This window comes from Herbiconiux sp. 320_LB, assembly GCF_059691755.1.
Window position 1 is genome coordinate 838,463 of record NZ_JCAWAD010000002.1, and the last position, 15,215, is coordinate 853,677.

15 protein-coding genes are annotated in these 15,215 nt (G+C 71.1%); 3 read left to right on the forward strand and 12 right to left on the reverse strand.

Features of this window, described 5'->3' with window-relative positions:
* Positions 1–9: 9 nt before the first annotated feature.
* From AC59HU_RS07900 to AC59HU_RS07930, 7 genes are all read right to left on the reverse strand, one after another.
* The gene (locus AC59HU_RS07900; protein WP_497222834.1) at positions 10–1,158 is read right to left on the reverse strand and encodes a class I SAM-dependent methyltransferase; all 1,149 of its coding nucleotides are present in this window, start codon (positions 1,156–1,158) and stop codon (positions 10–12) included.
* Positions 1,159–1,179: 21 nt separating this feature from the next.
* On the reverse strand, positions 1,180–1,680 hold the full coding sequence (locus tag AC59HU_RS07905; RefSeq protein ID WP_497222835.1) for a hypothetical protein: 501 nt from the start codon (positions 1,678–1,680) through the stop codon (positions 1,180–1,182).
* Positions 1,681–1,734: 54 nt separating this feature from the next.
* The gene (locus AC59HU_RS07910; protein WP_497222836.1) at positions 1,735–2,166 is read right to left on the reverse strand and encodes a heat shock protein transcriptional repressor HspR; all 432 of its coding nucleotides are present in this window, start codon (positions 2,164–2,166) and stop codon (positions 1,735–1,737) included.
* A 72-nt stretch (positions 2,167–2,238) separates the two neighbouring features.
* Positions 2,239–3,228 (reverse strand): DnaJ C-terminal domain-containing protein, encoded by a 990-nt coding sequence (locus AC59HU_RS07915; protein WP_497222837.1) that lies wholly within the window; start codon positions 3,226–3,228, stop codon positions 2,239–2,241.
* A complete protein-coding gene (locus AC59HU_RS07920) occupies positions 3,221–3,799 on the reverse strand; it encodes a nucleotide exchange factor GrpE (RefSeq protein ID WP_497222838.1) in 579 nt (192 codons plus the stop codon). Before AC59HU_RS07920 ends, AC59HU_RS07915 begins: the two co-directional genes overlap by 8 nt.
* A 3-nt stretch (positions 3,800–3,802) precedes the next feature.
* Positions 3,803–5,674: a molecular chaperone DnaK gene (gene dnaK / locus AC59HU_RS07925; protein ID WP_497222839.1), complete on the reverse strand. Its 1,872-nt coding sequence runs from the start codon at positions 5,672–5,674 to the stop codon at positions 3,803–3,805.
* A 194-nt stretch (positions 5,675–5,868) separates the two neighbouring features.
* Positions 5,869–7,263 carry a S1C family serine protease gene (locus AC59HU_RS07930; protein ID WP_497222840.1) on the reverse strand — a complete coding sequence of 465 codons (1,395 nt, stop codon included), beginning with the start codon at positions 7,261–7,263 and terminating at the stop codon, positions 5,869–5,871.
* 184 nt (positions 7,264–7,447) lie between these two features.
* Between AC59HU_RS07930 and AC59HU_RS07935 the strand changes: the two genes are divergently transcribed.
* Positions 7,448–8,926, forward strand: coding sequence for an MFS transporter (locus tag AC59HU_RS07935; RefSeq protein ID WP_497222841.1), 1,479 nt, complete (start codon positions 7,448–7,450; stop codon positions 8,924–8,926).
* A 92-nt stretch (positions 8,927–9,018) separates the two neighbouring features.
* Here the strand turns inward: AC59HU_RS07935 and crcB are convergent, their stop codons facing one another.
* The 5 genes from crcB to AC59HU_RS07960 form a co-directional block, all read right to left on the reverse strand.
* On the reverse strand, positions 9,019–9,396 hold the full coding sequence (gene crcB / locus AC59HU_RS07940; protein ID WP_497222842.1) for a fluoride efflux transporter CrcB: 378 nt from the start codon (positions 9,394–9,396) through the stop codon (positions 9,019–9,021).
* Complete coding sequence (locus AC59HU_RS07945; protein WP_497222843.1) at positions 9,393–10,001, reverse strand: fluoride efflux transporter FluC; 609 nt, start codon at positions 9,999–10,001, stop codon at positions 9,393–9,395. The genes crcB and AC59HU_RS07945 overlap by 4 nt, the downstream gene beginning before the upstream one ends.
* 40 nt (positions 10,002–10,041) lie before the next feature.
* A complete protein-coding gene (locus AC59HU_RS07950) occupies positions 10,042–10,806 on the reverse strand; it encodes a copper resistance CopC family protein (RefSeq protein ID WP_497222844.1) in 765 nt (254 codons plus the stop codon).
* Complete coding sequence (locus AC59HU_RS07955; RefSeq protein ID WP_497222845.1) at positions 10,803–11,603, reverse strand: YcnI family copper-binding membrane protein; 801 nt, start codon at positions 11,601–11,603, stop codon at positions 10,803–10,805. Before AC59HU_RS07955 ends, AC59HU_RS07950 begins: the two co-directional genes overlap by 4 nt.
* 108 nt (positions 11,604–11,711) lie before the next feature.
* Entirely contained in the window at positions 11,712–12,413 is a 702-nt protein-coding gene (locus AC59HU_RS07960; protein ID WP_497222846.1) for a hypothetical protein, read from the reverse strand.
* A gap of 192 nt (positions 12,414–12,605) precedes the next feature.
* On the opposite strand from AC59HU_RS07960, the gene AC59HU_RS07965 reads away from it, so the two are divergent.
* Together AC59HU_RS07965 and AC59HU_RS07970 are read left to right on the forward strand one after the other, a co-directional pair.
* A complete protein-coding gene (locus AC59HU_RS07965) occupies positions 12,606–13,610 on the forward strand; it encodes a sigma-70 family RNA polymerase sigma factor (RefSeq protein ID WP_497222847.1) in 1,005 nt (334 codons plus the stop codon).
* A 223-nt stretch (positions 13,611–13,833) separates the two neighbouring features.
* Complete coding sequence (locus AC59HU_RS07970) at positions 13,834–15,036, forward strand: hypothetical protein (protein ID WP_497222848.1); 1,203 nt, start codon at positions 13,834–13,836, stop codon at positions 15,034–15,036.
* The last annotated feature ends 179 nt before the right edge of the window (positions 15,037–15,215 follow it).

The following is a 15,215-nucleotide window of genomic DNA, read 5'->3' on the forward strand; positions in this document are numbered from 1 at the left end:
CTCGAGCCCTCAGCGCTTCGTCGACACCATCACGGTGAACTTGGCGTTGCGATCGACCTGACGCGTCGGCCCCACGGCCCGCTGCAGCGCGGCCCGGTACGACAGGTGCGAGTTGAACACCGTCCAGAGCTCGCCCCCCGGCGCGAGCACCCGGCCGGCCGCCTCGAAGAGCTTGAGGGCGATCCCTGCGTGCATCGTCGACCCCATGTGGAACGGCGGGTTGAGCACGATCAGGTCGGCGGAGTCGTCGTCGAACCCGGAGAGCGCGTCGTCGCGGACGACCTCGACCCCCGTGATGCCGTTGGCCGCGAGCGTCTCGCGGGTCGACGCCACGGCGGCTGCGGACTGATCGGTCGCGACCACTCGCAGCTCGGGACGCGAGCGGGCGAGCGCCGCCGCGAGCACACCCGTGCCGCTGCCGAGGTCGATCGCGAGATCGGACCCGCCCCGTGCATCCGGCTTCATCGCGTCGAGGTGGGGCAGCAGGAATCGGGTGCCGATGTCGATCTTGGTGCCTGCGAAGGCGCCGCCCGTCGCCGTGACCCACAGGTCGAGGTCGTCGTGGAACTCGCGGTGGTGGAGCGCCTCGCCCACCCCCTCGCGTCGCTCGCGCGCGATCAGCACCCGTGACTTCTGCCGGGCCAGGGTCGCCGTGACGCTGCCGAAGGCGCTCTCGAGCACCTCGTTCATCGCGGTCGACATGTGCTTGATCCGCCCGCCGGCGTAGACCTCGACGGCGGGGTCGGCCCAGGCCGCGATCGCCCGGGCGATGTCGTCGAGCTCGCCGAGACCGCGCGGCAGGCGCAGCAGCACCACGGTCGCGCCCTCGAGCAGCTCGCGGCCGAGCGGCAGGGAGCGGAAGCGGTGGCTGAGGTCGAGCTCCGAGACACGGCGCGCGTTCTGCGCCAGCGCGAGCTCCCCCGAGAGCGAGTCCTGATGCACCCGGATGCCCTCGAGCCCGAGCACCCCGGCGGCTCCGAGGGTCAACGCCCCATAGGCATCGCCGATCACGACGACCGTGCCGGGCCGATCGACGGTGGCCTCGAGGGCCGCGGACGCCTCGTCGAGCAGCAGGCGGTCGGCGGCGTCGACGGCGAAGAGGTTCTCGGCCTCGACGTCGGGGTGACGCCGGAGGGCGTCGAAGGAGAACTCGGTCACCCCTCAACCGTACGCGCTCGGCTAGACGCGGATCTCCGGGGCCGTCGGTGCGGTGGGCGATGAGCGCCGGGGCCGATCCGCGAAGGCCGCGGTGAAGATGATCCCCGAGGAGATCGCCACGGGCAGCGTCAGCACCGCCACGGCGATCGCCGAGATCGTGGCCAGTGGCCCGACGTAGTCGCCCGTCCAGAGGAAGGCGACCGTCAGCACCCCGATCACGCCGGCCACGACGCCGATGACGAGCGAGGAGACCGCGGAGACCAGCACGGTCGCCGCGAGGCAGAGCCACGCCACGAGCTGCGGCCGTGGTGCACCCCGACGGCGCAGCACGGCGAACGCCCCCGCCCAGCCGGCCGCCAGCAGCAGGGCGCCGACCACGGCGACCATCATCACGCCCAGGTCGCCCCAGGTGTAGCCGAGCACGACGTACCACCCGAGCAGCGGAGCGCCGAGCACGACGGCTGCACCGACGCAGAGGCCGGCGAGAGCGCCGCCGCCGCCCGGTTTCTGAGAATTCGTCACCGCCCCAGGATCGCCCCCGGTGCGGATGGTGTCAAGAACGACGGATCGGCGGCCTCAGTCGTCGCGCCGCGGCTGCCAGATCACGAGCTCGGTGCGCCTTTGGGTGCGTGTGCCGTGCTTGAGCGAGATGACCTCACCCTCGACCCCGGCCGCGAAGACCCGGCGGCCCGGCCGGTTCAGCACCTCTTCGGCGAGCGCCGTCTCGAGCTCGCGCACGCGGGCCGAGAGTTCGGAGACCTGATCCTCCAGCTGCAGGATGCGCGCGATGCCCTCGAGGGAGACCCCCTCGGACGACAGCCGCGAGATCTCGCGCAGCTGCACGACGTCGCGCATCGAGTAGCGGCGCGACTTGCCCGCCGTGCGGGTCGGGCTCACCAGCCCCAGCCGGTCGTACTGCCGCAGGGTCTGAGGATGCATGCCGGCCAGCTCGGCGGCGACGGCGATCGCGAACAACGGAGACCGTTCATCCAGCTCGGCCATCGTCATCCTCTCCTTCGGCGTGTCAGGTCGTTCGACGGGAACGACGGAACCCCCGCCCGGTGGGGGCGGGGGGATCCGTCACTCGCGCGCCTTGGCGAGCAGTTCTGCCCGGGGGTTGTCGCCGGGCTCGACGGAGTGGAACGCCTCGAGGGCCTCGCGCTGCTCGGCGGTCAGGTGCGAGGGCACCGCCACCTGTACGACGGCGAGCAGGTCGCCCTTGCCCTTGGAGGACTCGACACCCCGGCCCTTGACCCGCAGCACGCGCCCCGAGGGGGTGCCTGCCGCGACCTTGAGCTTCACCGGGGAGCCGCCCAGGGTGGGCACCTCGATGGTGGCACCCAGGGTGGCCTCGACGAAGGTGACCGGCACGTTCACGCGGAGGTTGAGCCCGTCGCGCTCGAAGACCGGATGCTTGCGCACCGAGACGGTGAGCACGATGTCGCCCGCCTCGCCGCCGTCGGGCGAGGGCTCGCCCTTGCCGCGCAGCTTGATCTTCTGCTGGTCGGCCACACCGGCCGGGATCTTCACCGTGATCGGCTTGCCGTCGGCCGTCTGCAGCTTGATGGTGTCGCCCTTGACCGCGGTGATGAAGTCGATCGTGGTGCGCGCCGTGACGTCGCGGCCCCGGGTCGGCCCGTAGGCCCCGCCGAAGCCCGCGCGCCCGCCGCCTCGACCGAACATCCCGCCGAGGATGTCGTCGAAGCCGCCGGGCGCCTGCTGGTAGCTGTAGCTCTGCCCGCGGGCACCGCCGCCGCCCCCGCCGAACATGCCGCCGAAGACGTCTTCGAAGCCGCCGCCCTGGCCGCCGCCGCCCGCCGTGAAGCGGGCGCCGGAGCCCATGGCGCGGATCTGGTCGTACTCCTTGCGCTGCTCCGGGTCGGAGAGCACCGAGTAGGCCTCGCTGATCTCCTTGAACCGGGCCTCCGCTTTCGCGTCGCCCTGGTTCGAATCCGGGTGGTACTGCCGCGCCAGTTTGCGATAGGCCTTCTTGAGGTCGGCCTCCGAGATGTCCTTCGACACCCCGAGCACCTTGTAGAAGTCTTTGTCGAACCAGTCCTGGCTAGCCATTGGGCACCGCCACTACGACCTTGGCGGCGCGTAGCAGCGTTGAACCCAGGTGGTACCCGGATTCGACGACGTCGGCGATCGTCGGCGTGGTCACCTCGTCGCTGGGCTGCTGGAAGATCGCCTCATGGATCTGAGGGTCGAACTCCTCGCCGGCCGCGCCGAAGGGCTTGAGGCCCACCCGCTCCACGCCCGAACGCAGCTTCGCCGCGATCGCGGTGAACGGGCCGCCCTCGGCGAGGTCGCCGTGCTTGGCGGCACGGTCGAGGTCGTCGAGAACGGGCAGCAGCACCTTCACGACGTCGCCGACCGCGCGGTCGCGCTCGATCTCGCGGTTCGCCTCGGTGCGCTTGCGGTAGTTGGCGTACTCCGCCGTCACCCGCTGCAGGTCGGCGAGCCGCTCGGCGGCGAGCTCGTCGGCCGAGGTCTGGCCCGAGAGGAACGAGAGGTCGGCGTCGCTCAGCGAGGTCTCGACATCTGGTCCTTCAGCCTGAATGAACTGCGAGTCGGAGGTCTCCTCGGAGGCCCCCGACTCGTCAGCAGGCTGACGACCGTCGATGTTGTCGTCAGTCATGGATTACTTGTCCTTCGGCTCGTCTTCGTCTTCGACGACCTCGGCGTCCACCACGTCGTCCTCGGGGTTGGAGGTCGACTCGGTGGGCTCGCCCTGGTCGCCGGCGGGAGCCGAGGCATCGGCCTGGGCAGAAGCATAGATGGCCTGCCCCAGCTTCTGCTGGCTCTCGTTCAGCTTGTCGAACGCGGTCTTCACCGCCGCGTCGTCCTCACCCGCGAGGGCGGACTTCAGCGCGTCGACATCCGCCTGCACGTCGGTCTTGACGTCGTCCGGCAGCTTGTCGCTGTTCTCCTTGATGAGCTTGTCGGTCGAGTACGCGAGCGTCTCGGCCTGGTTGCGCACCTCGGCGGCCTCGCGGCGCGCCTTGTCCTCTGCGGCGTGCTCCTCGGCCTCGCGCACCATGCGCTCGATGTCCTCCTTGGGCAGCGACGAGCCGCCGGTGATGGTCATCGACTGCTCCTTGCCGGTTCCCTTGTCTTTCGCCGACACGTGCACGATGCCGTTGGCGTCGATGTCGAAGGTGACCTCGACCTGCGGGATGCCGCGGGGCGCCGGCGCGATGCCGGTGAGCTCGAAGGTGCCCAGGTTCTTGTTGTCGCGGGTGAACTCGCGCTCGCCCTGGAACACCTGGATCGCCACGGAGGGCTGGTTGTCGTCGGCCGTGGTGAAGGTCTCCGAACGCTTGGTCGGGATGGCCGTGTTGCGCTCGATCAGCTTGGTCATGATGCCGCCCTTGGTCTCGATACCGAGAGACAGCGGGGTGACGTCGATGAGCAGCACGTCCTTGCGCTCGCCGCGCAGCACACCGGCCTGCAGGGCGGCGCCGACGGCGACGACCTCGTCCGGGTTCACGCCCTTGTTGGGCTCCTTGCCGCCGGTGAGCTTCTTGACGAGCTCGACCACGGCGGGCATACGCGTCGATCCACCGACGAGGACCACGTGGGCGATGTCGTTGACCGAGACGCCGGCCTCGGCGATGACGTCCTTGAAGGGCTTCTCGGTGCGGGCCAGCAGGTCGCTGGTCAGCTCCTCGAACTTGGCGCGGGTCAGCGTCACGTCGAGGTTCGCGGGGCCGTTCTCGGTCAGCGAGAGGTAGGGCAGCGTGATGCTGGCCGACATGCCGGAGGAGAGCTCCTTCTTGGCCTGCTCGGCGGCCTCCTTGAGGCGCTGGAGGGCGATCTTGTCCTTCGAGACGTCGACGCCGGTCGTGTCCTTGAAGTTCTTGATCAGGTAGTCGACGACCCGCTGGTCCCAGTCGTCTCCACCGAGGCGGTTGTCACCGGAGGTCGAGCGCACCTGGATGGTGCTGAAGTCGTCGTCCTTGCCCACCTCGAGCAGGGAGACGTCGAAGGTACCGCCACCGAGGTCGAAGACGAGGATGAGCTCGTCCTCCTTGCCCTTGTCGAGGCCGTAGGCCAGAGCGGCCGCGGTGGGCTCGTTGATGATGCGGAGCACGTTGAGGCCCGCGATCTCACCGGCCTCCTTGGTGGCCTGGCGCTCGGAGTCGTTGAAGTAGGCCGGCACGGTGATGACGGCGTCGGTGACCGTGTCGCCGAGGTAGCTCTCCGCGTCGCGCTTCAGCTTCGCGAGGATGCGCGCCGAGATCTCCTGAGGGGTGTACTTCTTGCCGTCGATGTCGGCGGTCCAGTTCGTGCCGATGTGGCGCTTGACGCTGGAGATGGTGCGGTCGACGTTGGTGACGGCCTGACGCTTGGCGGTCTCTCCGACGAGGACCTCCCCGTCCTTCGTGAATGCGACCACGGACGGTGTGGTGCGGAATCCCTCCGCGTTCGCGATGACGGTGGGTTCTCCACCTTCGAGCACGGCGACCACCGAGTTGGTGGTTCCGAGGTCGATACCTACTGCACGAGCCATAGTGGCTGGTCTCCTTCTGTTGTCCTGCCGAGTACGGTGAAAGTCTTCCAAGACTTGAGCCTTGTGAGATCAAGTTTTCCATGCCGCCCCCGGGGCGTCAAGTTCGAGTCGCAAAACTTGAGTCTGTATGGCTCAACTCTCAGGAAGCGTTCATTATTCCTCGCAGCCGGTCAGGCGGCGGTCCGGGCAGCCGGTCAGGCGGCCGGGCCGGCCATCAGCACCACGGTGGCCGAGGCGGAGGATCCCGCCGCGGTCGTCCAGGTCAGCGCCACCTGCTCGCCCGGCTCCCTGTCGGCCAGCAGGCTCGAGAGCGTGCTGCCGGAGGAGACGGCCGTGCCGTTCACGCTGGTGACCGTGTCGCCGGCCGCGAGTCCCGCATCCGCCGCCGGGGTCTTCTGGATCACACCGGCGATCAGGGCCCCTGAGCCCTGGGCGCCCTGCGCGACCTCGACGCCGAGGAAGCCGGGGTAGCCGATCTCGATGTCGGCGGTGTCGACACCCTTATCGATCTGCGTGACGATGCCGAGCGCATCCGTGATCGGGATGGCGAAGCCCGTCACCGTGGCGCTGCCCGACGAGGCCGCGGTGTCGATGCCGACGACCCGGCCGGCGGAGTCGAGCAGCGGGCCGCCCGAGTCGCCGGAGACGATCTGGGCGTCGACCTGGATCAGCCCGTTCAGGGTCTCCCCGGCCGCCCCGGTCTCGCTCTGGGTGGTGATGGTCTGCTCGAGGGCGGTGACGGTTCCGGATGCGGCGACCAGGTTCCCGGTGCCCTCCGCGTTGCCGACGGCCGTGACGGCGTCGCCGACCGCGGTGGCGTCGCTCGTCGCGAGCGAGGCGGTGGTGAGGTCGGAGGCGCCGGAGAGCTTCAGCACGGCGACGTCGTGCGTGGCGTCGGTGCCGACGACGGTGGCGTCGTAGGCGCGGCCGGTGAGCTCGTCGGTGACGCTGATGCTGGTCGAGCCCTCCACGACGTGGTTGTTGGTGAGGATGAGACCGTCAGCGGTGAGGACGATGCCGGTCCCGGCCGACTCGGCGCCCTGGTAGGTGAGCTCGGAGACGATGGTCACGACGCCGGCGGTCTGCGCCTGGGTGGCGGCGACGGCGGGGCTGGTCGACCCCGAGGTGCCCGAGCCGCCGGAGCCGGAGCTCCCGGTGCCGGATCCCGGGTAGCGGTAGCCGTACCCGTAACCCGACGAGCCCGAGCCGGTCGAGCCCGAGCCCGACGCGCCCGAGCCAGAACCGTAGGGCAGCGTGCCGGTGGAGCCCAGGGCGGGCTCCGCGATCGCGCTGGTTCCGGATGCGGTGGGCTGCGTCATCGACTGACCGAGCGCGAACGCGCCGCCGCCGACCCCGGCCAGGGCGAACAGCCCGGCGGCGGCGACGCCGGCGATCAGCGCGACCCGCGCTCGGCGGCGGCGGGGCGGGGCCGTGGTGATGAGCCAGGGCTGCTGGTGGGGCGCGGCCCACTGCTGCGTTTCGGGGGCGAGCGCCCACGGCGGCGCCGGAGTCGGGGCCTGCGGCGCCGGAGTCGGGGCCTGCGGCTGGGAAGTCGGGGACTGCGGCTGGGTGTTCTGTTCGTCGGTCATGCGGGATCCTCTGTACGGGGCCGTCCGGAGACGGGGAGCTCTGGGGTGATGTCTCCATCTCAGCCGCCCCGGTCAAGGGCGCGCTGGGCGCGGACTATGGGTTTCCTATGACGCCTTCACCGGCATCCGCACCCGGGCCCCGTGGCGCACCCCGTTGTTCACCGCCTGCGGTTACTGTGACTGCATGACCGACGGCACCTCGCCCCGCGACCCCTCCGCGGCACCCCCCTCCGCCGCACCCGCCTCCGCCGGCCTCCCCGCGCCGGCCTTCGCGACGACCGGCGCCCTGGCCGCCGTCGACGAGCGCTCGGGCGCGGTCGACCCGAGACGTCGACACGTGGTCGCCTGGGGTCTGTGGGACTGGGGCTCGGCATCCTTCAACGCCGTCATCACCACCTTCGTCTTCACGGTCTACCTCACGAGCGACTCGTTCGGCGACGAGACGGCCGTGTCGGCCCAGCTCGGCATCGCCATGACGATCGCGGGCATCCTGGTCGCCCTGCTCGCCCCCGTCACCGGCCAGCGCTCCGACCGGGGCGGTCGCCGCAAGTTCTGGCTCGCCGTGAACACCTACATCGTGGTGCTGCTCTCGGCGGCGATGTTCTTCGTCGCCCCCGACCCCGGGTACCTCTGGCTCGGCCTCTTCCTGCTGGCCGCCGGCACGATCTTCTTCGAGTTCGCCAGCGTCAACTACAACGCCATGATCTGGCAGGTCTCGACGCCGAAGACGATCGGCAAGGTCTCCGGCTTCGGCTGGGGCATGGGCTACGTCGGCGGCATCGTGCTGCTGCTCATCGTCTACTTCGGGTTCATCGAGCCGATCGGCGGCACCGCGCTGTTCGGGGTGCCGGCGACCGACGGTCTCCCGATCCGGGTCACGGTGCTGGTCTCGGCGATCTGGTTCGGGTTGTTCGCCCTGCCGGTGCTGCTCTCGGTGCCCGAGTACCGATCATCCAAGGCGGCCGGGTCGCTCGCCGAGCAGGAGGGCCGGGGTGCGGCCGGGGTCGTGCCGGCCAAGCGGATCGGGTTCTTCGCCTCGTATGGCGTGCTCCTCCGCGACATCCGCACCCTGTTCCGCGAGAGCCGGCAGACCGTCTACTTCCTGATCGCCAGCGCCGTCTTCCGCGACGGCCTGACCGGCGTCTTCACCTTCGGCGGCGTGCTCGCGGCCGGGTCGTTCGGGTTCACCTCGGGCCAGGTCATCATCTTCGCGATCGCGGCGAACATCGTCGCGGGCGCCTCGACCATCCTGGTGGGCCTGCTCGACGACCGGTTCGGCGCGAAGCCGGTGATCATCGTCTCGCTGGTCGGGCTGCTGGTCTGCGCGGCGTTCGTCTTCGTACTGCACGACGGCGGCCAGACTGTCTTCTGGACCTTCGGGCTCGCGCTCTGCGCCTTCGTCGGCCCGGCGCAGTCGGCGAGCCGCTCGTTCCTGGCCCGGCGCATCCCCGAGGGCCGCGACGGCGAGATCTTCGGGCTCTACGCCACGACCGGCAAGGCGGCGACCTTCCTGTCGCCCCTGATGTTCACGCTGTTCATCGGCGTCGGCGCGGCCATCGCCGGGCCGGACGCGAACGTGCAGTACTGGGGCATCCTGGGCATCGCGCTCGTGCTGCTGGCGGGGCTGCTGCTGATGATCCCCGTGCGGAGCGCCCGGCGCTAAGCCGGGCGGCTGATCCGGTCGCGTGAACGGCGCAGCGCGGGCGGTGTGCCCGGCGCTTAGCCGATGACGCTGAGCCGATCACGCTGTGCCGATCAGGCCAGCGACCCCAGCCACAGACCCAGGCCGGCGACCGCGACGCTCGCCACGAGCATCCCGAGGCCGTTGGCCAGGCCCGCGCCGATCCGCCCGGTCTGCAGCAGCCTGACGGTCTCGAAGCTGGCCGTGCTGAAGGTCGTGTAGCCGCCGAGGAAGCCGGTGCCCAGCACGAGCAGCCACTCGTGCGAGACGACCTGGGCGAGCGCGAGGCCGGTCAGCAGCCCGAGCAGGAACGACCCGGTGACGTTGATCACCGTGACCCCGATCGGGTAGGTCGAGCGGATGCGCGCCTTGACCACGCCGTCGATCAAAAAGCGGGTCGCGGCCCCGAGACCCCCAGCCAGCGACAGGGCGACGAACAGCAGCGGGGTCATCGGCCGGCCTCCGGGCGACCGAAGCGGGTGCCCAGCGCGATGCCGAGCCAGCTGGCGAGCCCGCCGACCACCACGGTCGCGGCGCCGTAGAGAAGGGCGACCCCGATGCCGGCGCCGCCGTCGCTGAGCAGTGTCGCGCTGTCGGCCGAGAGCGCGCTGTAGGTGGTGAAGCCGCCGAGCACGCCCGTGCCGACGAGCAGGCGCACGGTGCGTCGTGCCCCGACGTCGGGCCCGCGGAGCGCGAGCAGCTGAAGCAGCAGCCCGAGCACGAAGGCGCCGACCACGTTGATGCCGAAGGTCGCCGCCGGGAACTGCCCCACCGGAGCGACGAGCAGGGTGGTCGCCGCCCGGAGGGCCGTGCCGACGACGCCTCCCCCCGCCACCAGCGCCAGGTAGCGCAGGCGCAGGTGCGGGGGGAGGTCGCTCTCGACCGAGTCGGAGTCGAGCGGCAGCCGATCGGGGTCGGCTGCGCGGTCGGCTGCGGGGTCGGCTGCGGGGTCGCTGCCGCTGCGGCGACCGCCGCCGAGGTCGCTCCCGCCGTCACCGGATGCACGGCCGTCGTCGCCACCGGAGGCGTGGTCATCCACGGGGTCGCCCTCGGTCATCCCACTCCTCCGGTCACGGTCGATCGATCCTGTTCGGAGACTACCTCGCGCGCCGGCGCAGCCCGACGACGAGCACGATCGCCACGATGACGATCACCCCGCCGGCGGCCCCGAGGCCGATGAGGAGGTAGGGCACCTGCACGCCGCCCGAACCGGAGGCGTCCTCCGCGGAGCCGGAGCCGTCGGCCTGGCCGGCGCCGGGGGTCGCGGTGGGCGACCCGGTCGACTGACCCGAACCCGCCGCGGCGCCCGCATCCTGACCAGGCGACGATGCTGGCGACGACGAGCCCGTCCCGGCGCCCGCACCGCCCGCGCCCACGGCGTCCCCACCGGCCGCGGGGCCGGCGTAGGAGAACCCGAACTGGCCCGAGACGGGGTGCCCGTCGGCCGACACCGTCTGCCAGAGCACCGTGTAGTCGCCCTGGGCATCGGGCGCGACCGCGACGCTCAGCGTGCTGTTGACGATCGAGACCGGCCCGCTGGCGACGTTGTCGCCGCTCGGGTCGTGCACCTCGATCGCGATGGCGGTGCCGGACTGCGTCAGCGGCGGCTCGTTGAAGGTCAGCGAGACCGTCGTGAGCGCCTCCGACACGGTGGCGCCGTCGGTGGGGTTCGTCGACACGAGGAAGTCGTGCGCGGTGGCGGAACCCGCGGTGCCGAGCAGAACAGCCGCCCCGGCGACCACGGCGACGACCGCGCCGGCGAGGCCACGGGCGAGCCCCCGGCCGGTCGCGCCGCTCGGCGTGCGACCGATGGCGTGGTGCGCGCTGGTCCTCGGGTCGCGGACGATCCGGGCCGCCCTCATCGGCCGGCCTCGCGCGACGCCGGCCGACGCAGCAGCGCCACGGCGGCGACGACCAGCGCGATCGCCCCGAGGGCGAACCCGCCGATGCCGAGCCCGACCGCGAGCGACGCGGAGGTCGACGCGTCGGCCGCGGTGGTCGCGGCGTCGGCCGAGTTGCCGGAGCCGCCGGAGCCGTCCGAGGCCCCCGACGCCGAGCTCACGGTCGCGCCCGTGCTCGAGCCGGCCGGCTCGTCGTCCGAGGCGGGCGGAGCATCCTCGATGTAGAGGGTCGGCGCCGGGTGCTCCGGCTCCTCCCCCGACGCCGGGGTGGCATCGGCCCAGTCGACGACCGTGCCGTCCGAGTAGGTCTGGTGCGCCGGCAGCTCGACGCTGCCGGTCGCGGGAACCGGGCCGGCCGAGATCGGGAACTCCTGGAACTGCCCCGCCGAGATGCCGACCCCGTCGACGGCCGTCCAGGTCACCGAGACCGGGGCCTCGGTGATCATGGCGTCGCCGACGGTGACCGGGCTGGGCAGGGTGCCCGTCGTGACCGTGGTGGTCCAGCCGGGCACCGGGAGGTAGCTGACGCTGGTGAACGGCGTGCCGGTCGGCAGGTCGACGGTCACCGAGGTGGTGCTCGCCGTCGCCGACTCGTTGGGCACCTTGAAGGTGAGGGTGGTGTAGCTGCCGGCCGCGGCCTGCCCGGGCTCGACGTGCACGTGGGCGCTGGCGGCCAAAGGTGCGACGAGAGTGAGGGCCGCCGTCGCGAGGAGGGCGCCGGAGACGGCGGTGGCCCGCTGGGTGAGAGAGGTGGACATGGTGAAGCCTTCCGTGGTGGATCGCGGCAGGACGCCGTCGATCGATCGCCCGGGGTCGACCCGGGCGCCATCCGCCCACGCACGAACGCCTGACCGGCGTACGACCGATCAGACCGGGAGGTGCGTGAGCCCGCCGAGCGGCGGCCCGCGGTGCCGGAGGGCTCCGAGCACGACGCCGAGGTCGCGGAGCCGATTGGGCACGGGGAGCCCCGTTGCCCGGTCGAGGATGCGCGGCGCGACCGGGCGGAGCGCCCCCGCACCCGAGACCGCCCGCACCAGGGCGCGCACCGCCGACCCCAGGAGGTCGTGCCGTGCGGCCGCCGAGCGGCCGAGCGCGAGCAGACGCCGGAGCACGAGCTCGCCGTTCCGCAGCACCAGCACGGTGACGACCGCGGCCAGCACGTGGGCCAGCCACATCGACGAGGGATCGTGCGTGTGCGGGGCGGCCACCGCATCCAGGGCCTGCTGCGGGTCGGGCACGAGGGTCGAGACGGCGACGCCGTGGTGCTGGTGCCTCGCGATCATGAGCCCCGAGCCGTCACCCGCCCCCACCGAGAACAGCAGGTGGAAGACCACCTGGCTGAGCCCGACCGAGAGCACGAGCAACGGGAGCGAGAGGGCGCGTCGGGTGAGCACCACGCAGACGATCGCCGAGAACGCGAGCGAGATCGCGAGGCCCGCTCCCCCGGGGGCTGCTCCCCCGCCGGCGGCGACGTGCGAGAAGGCGGCGAGGAAGGTCGCGAGAGCCGCTGCGATCAGGCCACGGGCCACGCGCGTGCTGCGCTCGCCCGCCGACTGGTTCTGCTCCACCCCTCGATTCTAGGTGGCGAAAATCGATGCACTAGGTGAACAAGTTGTTAGATAATCTAGCCATTAGCCCCCTGAACGGCTGCTTGTCAACCCCCCTCTTCCCCATTTCGGGGGACAGGGTGTACGGGGCTAACCTGCCGATACGACCGGGACAGCGGAGAAGCACGAGCCGAAGAAGGAATGGAGATGCAGATGTCGCGCACACCAGTCACCACAGCATCAACCCGCACGATCAGCGTCACGGCCACCACCGAGATGGACGACGCAGAGCCCCAGGCGCGGCTCGGAGACATCCGTGGGGCGTCGGAGGATCCGGTGAAGGACTACCTCCGCCAGATCGGCCGCACCGCCCTCCTCACCGCCGAGGACGAGGTCGACCTCGGCCGCCGCATCGAGGTCGGCGTGCTCGCCGACGAGAAGCTGTCCGAGGAGCCGGGCCTCGAGCCCTCCCTCCGTCGCGAGCTGGAGTGGCTCGCCCGCGACGGCAAGGCGGCGAAGCGCCAGCTCATCCAGGCGAACCTCCGCCTCGTCGTCTCGATCGCCAAGCGCTACCTCGAGCGAGGCCTCCCCTTCCTCGACCTGATCCAGGAGGGCAACATCGGGCTCGTCCGCGCGGTCGAGAAGTTCGACTACCAGGCCGGCTTCAAGTTCTCGACCTACGGCTCGTGGTGGATCAAGCAGTCCATCAACCGCGCCCTCGCCGACAGCGGCCGGATCATCCGCATCCCGGTGCACACCTCGGAGAAGATCTCCTCCATCACGCGGATGCAGCGCCGCCTGATGATCGAGCTCGGTCGCGAGGCCACGATCGACGAGGTCGCCGCCGCCGTCGACCTGCCGCCGCAGAAGGTGCAGGAGCTCATCCGCCACGGTCGCGACACCGTCTCCATCCACACCCCCGTCGGCGACGACGACGCCGAGCTCGGCGACCTGATCGAGGACACCACGCAGGCGCAGCCCTTCGATGCGGCCGCGGCCTCCCTCCAGCACCACGACCTCGCGGTCGCGCTGGCGACGCTGCCGCCTCGCGAGGCGCACGTCGTGAGCATGCGGTTCGGGCTCGACGGCGAAGACCCGATGTCGTTCGACCAGATCGGCGAGGTGCTCGGGGTCTCCCGTGAGCGTGCCCGTCAGATCCAGCGCCGGGCGCTCGGGATGCTGCGCGACGAGGCCCTGCACGACTACCTGATCGCGTAACAGCCGCTCTGCTCGAGAAGTGCCCGCCCTGGTGGCGGGCACTTTTTCGTGCCCGGGGCGCGGGGCTTCAGGTGGGTGACTAGGTAGTCGTCTAGGTAGTTGCCTAGGTAGTCACTACCGATCTTGCGCCGGATGATCTCCAGGCTCATTGACGTGACAGCTGTCGAGGAGTGGGGTTGAGGCTATCTATCTGCTGCGATTCGTGTCCGGGAGGTGATTCATCGTGGAGAAGACGGCTTCGGCGCCGGCGGGCCGCCTGTCGGGCGCCTCGGGCGCCTCGGGTGCGGGCTCGGCCCCGCGATGGATCGAGCGCCGCTGGGCCCGGATCGGGCTGGGTGCCGCGGGAGTCGCTGCGGGGTTCGTCGTGGCGGGTGCGCTGATGGGGGCGTCCTCGGCATCGGCGGACGAGGTCCCGTCATCCGGGCCCGTCGCCGGTCTCCTCGGGTCGGTCGGTTCGGCCGTCGGGGGGCTTGGCGATGCGGTCGCGCCGGTCACGGGTGCGGTCGGCGACGTGGTGTCCGGGGTGTCGGACCAGGTCGTCACGCCGGTCGTGACGGAGGTCGTGACCCCCGTCGTGGAGGTTCTTCCCGCGCCGGTGTCCGAGCCGGTCGCGGATGTCGTCGCGGTCGTCCCTGAGTTGACCGATGCGGTCGCCGATGTGGTGGGTGCGGGCCCGGTTTCGGGCGTCGTCGACCCGGTGGTCGGGGCTGTGGACGGTGTCGTCGCGCAGGTGCCAGTGGTGTCGGATGTGCTGGGCTCGGCTCCGGTCGGGTCGGTCACGGTGCCGGTGACGGGTGCGGTCGACGGGGTGCTCTCCGATGTCGTGTCCGGCACCGTCGCACCCGTCGTGCACGAGGTCGCCGACCCGATCGTCGAGGCGGGCGGTGGCACCTCGGTGCTGCCCGGGCTTCCTGGACTTCCCGGCGTTCCCAGTGTTCCCGGGCTTCCCGGAGTGCTGGACCCGGGTGCGGAGTCGTCGACTCTGCCGATTCTCGGCCCGGTCGCGACCGTTCCCGGCGCTCTGGTCGCCGGGCCTTCTGGCTTTGGACTTCCCGCCGGTGGCGGCGGGCTCGCGGGTGCGGGCGGCGGGTCTGCCGCATCCGCTCTGGGCGCTTCTCCTTCTGCGTCTTCCGCTTCTGCTTCCGCTGAGGCGTCTGCCGGCGCGCTGGCTGCGGCTCTTCCGGGTTCGGGTTCTCCCGCGGCCCCGGTGACGCCGGCTCTCCCCAGCGGTCCCGCCGCGCCGTCCGGCCCGACGTCGGGTGCTGCGGGTGGTTCGTCCGGCCCTGGTGGGGCTGGTGCGGGCTTCGGAGCTGATGTGGTGGGTGCGGGTGTGTTCCCGGCTCTCTTCGGTGCTCTGACGGGCACCGCGGTCGATGAGGATGTTTACTCGTCGCCGGTGCACGAGACCGACACTTCTCCTGACTGACCGAACCCTCGCCCCGTGGATGCTCCGGGGCTGATGGGTTCTGGCGTGGTTCGTCCGCGTCGTGTTCGGTCAATCAAATTTTGGAGAAGTGCTCTCATGAATAAGTTCGTCTCGCGGGGACTGTGGACAGTCCTCATCACCGGTGGGCTCTGCGCCCTCGGTGCGGGAGTCGCGAACGC